The organism is Halomonas sp. AOP7-B1-5, assembly GCF_052353045.1.
GTDB classification, from domain to species: Bacteria; Pseudomonadota; Gammaproteobacteria; order Pseudomonadales; family Halomonadaceae; genus Vreelandella; species Vreelandella colorata.
Genome location: NZ_JBQTDC010000012.1, coordinates 91,442 through 97,788 on the forward strand (window position 1 = coordinate 91,442; position 6,347 = coordinate 97,788).

Below are 6,347 nucleotides of genomic sequence, written 5' to 3' on the forward strand. Positions count from 1 at the left end.
ATTGCACAAAAAGCCTGCATTTTTAATTACTTTGCCCTATATCAGTGCGTCCAGTAAATACTTGCAAGACCCGCTATTTTGTCTCAAGCTCAAACCATATTGACCGATCGGTCAGAACAATCACAATGGAGTTTGGTATGGCTATTATTGAGTTTCTTCTCAATGGCGTTCCCAAACAGTGCACCGTATCGCCAGATACCAGTATTTTAACGCTATTGCGTGAGCATTTGGGGACCACAGGCACCAAAGAAGGCTGTGCCTCAGGTGATTGCGGGGCATGCACCGTTGCCATTGGTGACTTAGCTGATACTCCGCGCGCTTACACAAGCGCCAATGCATGTATCACGCCAGCCCACCAACTGCAGGGCAAAGCGCTTGTCACTATTGAAGGATTGGCTGCTGAAGGCCAATTACACCCAGCGCAAGCGGCCATGATTGAATGCCACGGAAGCCAATGCGGCTTTTGTACCCCAGGCGTTGTCATGTCTCTGTTTACGCTTTACGAATCGCCCGACAAAGACACTTTATCGTTAACACCTGAGCAGCTTGAGGAAAGCTTGGGTGGTAATTTATGCCGCTGTACAGGGTATCGCCCGATTCGTGATGCAGCACTTCAAATGCACACTCATTCTTACGAGCGGCCAAGCTGGTATAACGCCACCCTACCCAAAGCTTCGTCTTCTAGTACAAACACTCAAAATTCCAACGAATGTTTTTTCGTTCAGCCGACATCGCTTGCAGATTTAACGGCGGCTCGCCTGCGATTTCCAGATGCTCGCCTTGTGGCTGGTGGAACGGACCTATGGCTAGAAAGCACACAGCGCTTAACACCTCTTGATCAGCTAATCGACGTTACACACGTTAAAGAACTGCTGACCCTTAAAGTGGATGAATTTAATAATCAATCTGGTTGGTGGGTGGGTGCAGGAGTCACCTATACCCAGCTTGAGCCATTATTAAATAGCCACTTTCCCGCCTTTCGCCACTTGCTACAGCGCCTGGGCTCCCAGCAGATTCGTAACCGTGGCACGCTGGGCGGAAATATCGCAAACGCCTCCCCTATCGGAGACACCCCGCCCGTGTTGCTAGCCCTAGGCGCATGGGTTGAGCTGGCCAGTACATCAGGCACTCGCTGCCTACCGTTGGATCATTTTTTTAGGGGATATAAAAACACCGCCCTGGCGGCGGATGAAATTCTGTCACGCATATTTATTCCCAAACCTTCCAATACACATGCATTACACGCCTGGAAATTGTCTAAGCGGCGAGAGGACGATATTTCAGCCGTGTTAGGTGCTTTCAGCTACCGCCTGGAAAAAGATACCCTGCACGATGTACACATTGCTTTCGGCGGTATGGACGCCATACCCAAGCGCGCGCTGGCAATGGAAAAAAAACTGGAAGGTCACAAGGTTACAGTAGACACCTTTCGTGCAGCACAGGCGGCTATCGCCCAGGATTTTACTCCGATGAGCGACGTTCGAGGCAGCGATGTTTATCGCCAACAGGCAGCAGCCAACTTGATTGAACGGCTTTACTTAACGCTTTCAACGCCGGATCAGGAGGTGATGCTGCATGCGTACGCTCACTAGACTCGATAAAGACAGCCAACGCGCTCGCCAAGAGCTTAAAGATCAAATCCAAGGCGATGGCCCACTCGCTTGCCATACGGTAAAAAGCAGCGGAGCACGCCAGGCAGGCCAATCCAGCATTCATGAAAGCGCTGAGAAACACGTTACCGGCAAAGCAGCTTATATTGATGATTTAAAAACGCCGTCTGATGCACTGCATGTAGCGTTAGGCCTGTCGCCGGTAGCACACGGTAGACTAACCGAGCTAAATCTTGACGCCGTGAAGCAAGCTTCGGGTGTTATCGATGTCATTACGTTTCATGATGTGCCGGGCGATACTGATATTGGGCCGGTTTTCCCTGGCGACCCTATCTTCGTTGATCAGGAAATTAGCTATGCCGGTCAGTGCCTGTTTGCTGTAGCGGCTACCTCTCTAGATTCAGCCCGCCGCGCGGTAAAACTTGCAAGCATTGAAATTGACGAACAGCCTGCAAGCCTTGACCCCGTGACTGCCACTCAGCGTGAAGAATTCGTGCGTCCCCCTCATGTGCAGGAACGTGGCGATTGGCAGCAAGCCTTACGCAAAGCCACTTATACTGTCGAAAGCGAGCTGTCCGTCGGCGGGCAGGAGCACTTTTATTTAGAGGGACAGGCATGTGTAGTGCTGCCGACCGAAGATGAAGGCGTGATTGTTCATACCTCCAACCAGCACCCCAGTGAAACGCAGAAACTTGTTGCTGAAGTGCTCGGTATTCCGCTTCATGCCGTCACGGTAGAAGTCCGTCGTATGGGCGGCGGGTTCGGTGGTAAAGAGACCCAGGCATCCCCCTGGGCCTGTATTGCCGCCATTATTGCTCGCCGTACAGGTAAAGCAACACGTCTTCGCCTGCCGCGCAGTGAAGATATGCGCGTTACCGGCAAACGCCATCCCTTTCATAACCGCTATAAGCTGGCCATTGATCAACAGGGCATTATTCAGGGCGGTGAAATAAGTGTGATCGGCGACTGCGGCTACTCACCTGATCTTTCTGACGCGATTGTTGATCGCGCCATGTTCCATACGGATAACGCTTATTCATTGGGTGATGCCAGAGTGGTTGGCCATCGCGCTAAGACACATACTGCTTCCAATACGGCGTTTCGTGGCTTTGGCGGCCCTCAAGGCATGATGATTATTGAGGCGGCCATGGACGATATTGCCCGCCAGGTGGGTGAGGATCCACTGACTATACGTAAGCGAAACTTTTATCGTGATGGGCGAGACACTACTCACTACGGACAGCATGTCGATCAACGCCAGCTACTTCACACGCTTGTTGAAGCACTGGAAGCAGACAGTGATTACTGGGCGCGTCGTAAAGCCATTAAAACGTTTAATGCCAAAAGCCCCGTCATTAAGAAAGGTCTTGCGCTTACTCCCGTCAAATTTGGCATTTCGTTTACCGCACAACATCTTAATCAGGCCGGTGCGCTGCTACATGTCTATACCGACGGAAGCGTCATGATCAATCATGGCGGTACCGAAATGGGCCAAGGGCTACATACCAAAATCTGTCAGGTTGTTGCTCGCGAATTGGGTCTGAGCCTTGAGCAGGTGCGTATAACGGCAACCCGCACGGATAAAGTCCCCAACACCTCCCCCACTGCCGCTTCCAGCGGTGCCGACCTAAACGGCATGGCTGCTCGGGACGCGGCCAGCAAGCTGCGTGAACGGCTATTCGATTTTGCAGCCTCACATTTTACAGCGGGCCTGGATCGAGAAGGAATGCGCCTTGAAGATGGCATGCTGGTCTCAGGCAGTAACGAAAGCGAGCAGCGAATCCCCTGGGGCGAGTTGATTCAAACCGCCTACCTCAACCGTATTTCGCTTTCTGAAAAAGGCTTTTATGCCACACCCCTGATCCACTACAACCGCGCGACCGGACAAGGTCGACCCTTTTATTACTACGCGTTTGGCGCAGCGGTATCCGAGGTCAGTGTTGATATGCTGACCGGGGAATACCAGGTTGATCGGGTTGATATACTGCATGATGTAGGTACGTCGTTAAATCCTGCGATCGATATTGGCCAAGTGGAAGGCGGCTTTATTCAGGGAATGGGCTGGCTTACCAGTGAAGAGCTTAAATGGAACACTAAAGGGGTACTGATAAGTGATGGCCCAGCCACCTATAAGATCCCGACCTACGGTGATTTGCCGTCTGTCTTTAATGTAGCGCTAATGGAAGGCCATCCGAATTCCATGGCAAGCCTTTATCGCTCTAAAGCGGTGGGTGAGCCTCCGCTTATGCTGGGAATTAGCGTTTGGTCGGCATTGCGAGACGCTCTTTCAAGCTTAACCAACTATGCCACTTCACCGCGCCTGGATACACCGGCAACGCCCGAGCGAGTCATGCTGGCAGCCAACGCTATCAGGGAGAAAGCTCTGTGACAGCCTCAATGACATGGCATGCCGCAATTGATTGGTTACAGCGCGCAGGCACGCCTCATGTATTGGCTACCCAAGTCACTAGCGCTGGCTCTACTCCCAGGGAGCCGGGCGCACACATGGTTATTACTCTGGATGCTATTTTCGATACGCTAGGCGGCGGCACCTTTGAGTGGCAAACCATTCAAGCTGCTCGCGACTATTTACAGCAGCAGCGCTATGGATTTCATTTGGAAGCTTTTTCGCTAGGCGGGCGAAGCGGGCAATGCTGCGGAGGGTTCGTCAATATATTGCTTGAGGTCTTTCCTGGTGCCGAAGCTAACATCGCGATATTTGGAGCAGGTCACGTTGGACAGGAAATTGTAAAGTTAAGTGCGCCATTACCCTGGCGGCTGACCTTACATGACAGCCGCACCGAGATATTGAGCGAGTTACATCAACAGCCGCGCTTAACCTGCCATGCCCTGCGGGATGTCAGTCGCAATGTAGCTCAACTGCCACCTCACACTCACGTGCTAATACTTACCCATAGTCATGATGAAGATTATGCTCTGATTGCTGAGCTTATCCAACGTGACGATTTAGCCTCCATTGGACTCATTGGCTCTGATAGCAAATGGGCAAGCTTTTCAGGGCGGCTGATACGTGCAGGCTATACTGCGGAGAAAATTCAACGGGTTCGTTGCCCCATCGGCCGCCACCTTGGCCATAAGCCAAGTAATAAAACCCCTTATGCGATCGCCTTAAGCGTTGTATCTGAACTTCTTTGTTTAACTGACATTCCTCCTGCTCAGGAAACCCGCGGTTTACCTAGCCAGGCACTGCGCCCCGTTTTTAATGTTCCCCCTACTACCATGAGTTAATATGACCTCCTCTACCAATACGCTTATTCGTGCCGAACTGGTGAGCTTTGCCCGCAACCCCGGTGAGGGTGACAAGCCAAGCCCAGGCAGTTTGGAGCACTACGGCGATGGATTACTCTGGTTACAAGGCCAGCATATTCATGCCGTAGGTCATTTTAGTGAACTAGCGCCCTCACTACCCGAAGGCAGCGAAGTGCTAGATTATCGCGGCAAGTTGATCATGCCAGGCTTTATCGATACCCACGTGCATTATGTGCAGCTAGACGTTATGGCCTCGTATGGTCGGCAACTACTTGATTGGTTGAACGACTATACCTTTCCCGAAGAGTGCCGCTTTGCTAACCATGCTCATGCAGAAGCACTCTCCAACGCTTTTTTAGACGAAATGCTGCGGGCAGGTACCACCACGGCACAGGTATTTGGCTCAAGCCACCCTGGATCCATGGATGCTTTCTTTTCCGCCTGCAATAAGCGTCAGCTACGCATGCTGGCCGGCAAAGTACTGATGGATCGTAACGCGCCTGAAGGTTTGTTGGACGCTGCGTCGGGCATTGCCGATACCGAGCGGCTAATTGAGGATTGGCATAACTCTCAGCGACTTGGCTATAGCGTAACGCCTCGTTTTGCGCCGACCTCCACGAAAACCCAAATGGATGCAGCAGGCGCATTGCTTCGTAATGACCCGACTCTTTGGCTACAAACCCACTTAGCGGAAAACAGCTGTGAACTGGATTGGGTTGCCGAACTTTTCCCCGGTAACCAGGATTACTTATCCGTATATGAAAAAGCTGGGTTAGTAGGACCACGCAGTACGTTCGCCCATGGAATACACTTGGATAATGGCATGCGTACGCGTTTAGCAGAACGAGGCGCAAATATTGCCTTCTGCCCAAGCTCCAACCTGTTTTTAGGCAGCGGACTGTTTGACCGTTATGCCGCACAAGAAACCGGCATGGCATTTAGTTACGCCAGCGATATCGGTGCGGGAACCGATCTTTCAGGATTTGATACGCTTAAAAGTGCTTACCAGGTTGGCCAGCTAAGCGGGCAACCTCTCACTGCTTGGCAGGGCTTTTATGGCCTTACCCATGGCAATGCTAAAACACTCGCTTTGGACAGTCACATTGGTCAGTTAGCGCCGTCTTTTGAGGCTGATTTCGTGGTCATTGACTCCAACGCCACACCGCTTCTCACACGAAGAATTCAGCGCTGCTCTACTCTGGGTGAACGTTTATTTGCCCTGATGATACTGGCTGACGACCGAGCCATTTATGAAACCTGGGCCGCAGGTAAGTGCCAACATCAGCGCGATCAGAGCTGATGATTTAGTTGTGCCTCTGAGGATGAGGAGTGAATTAGGTTAAGGTCTATGCACTCACTCTTTCTGCTTATTAGTTCTGCTTGCTAAGAAAATCCCCAGCTTTTATAAGACTGGGGATTTTTTAAATACGTGTGATTTTCTTCCACGCAAACAAAAAACCCAGCCGA

At 51.5% G+C, this 6,347-nt stretch carries 4 protein-coding genes; all 4 read left to right on the forward strand.

Annotation, left to right across the window (positions count from 1 at the left end; translation table 11 throughout):
- Positions 1-137: 137 nt before the first annotated feature.
- The 4 genes from xdhA to guaD are packed head-to-tail and all read left to right on the forward strand — an operon-like array spanning position 138 to position 6,180.
- Entirely contained in the window at positions 138-1,592 is a 1,455-nt protein-coding gene (gene xdhA, locus ACT3XD_RS08510) for a xanthine dehydrogenase small subunit (protein ID WP_192538548.1), read from the forward strand.
- On the forward strand, positions 1,576-3,999 hold the full coding sequence (xdhB, locus tag ACT3XD_RS08515) for a xanthine dehydrogenase molybdopterin binding subunit (RefSeq protein ID WP_192538547.1): 2,424 nt from the start codon (positions 1,576-1,578) through the stop codon (positions 3,997-3,999). The genes xdhA and xdhB overlap by 17 nt, the downstream gene beginning before the upstream one ends.
- A complete protein-coding gene (gene xdhC, locus ACT3XD_RS08520) occupies positions 3,996-4,859 on the forward strand; it encodes a xanthine dehydrogenase accessory protein XdhC (protein WP_318782766.1) in 864 nt (287 codons plus the stop codon). The genes xdhB and xdhC overlap by 4 nt, the downstream gene beginning before the upstream one ends.
- 1 nt (position 4,860) lies before the next feature.
- Positions 4,861-6,180, forward strand: coding sequence for a guanine deaminase (gene guaD / locus ACT3XD_RS08525; protein WP_192538546.1), 1,320 nt, complete (start codon positions 4,861-4,863; stop codon positions 6,178-6,180).
- The last annotated feature ends 167 nt before the right edge of the window (positions 6,181-6,347 follow it).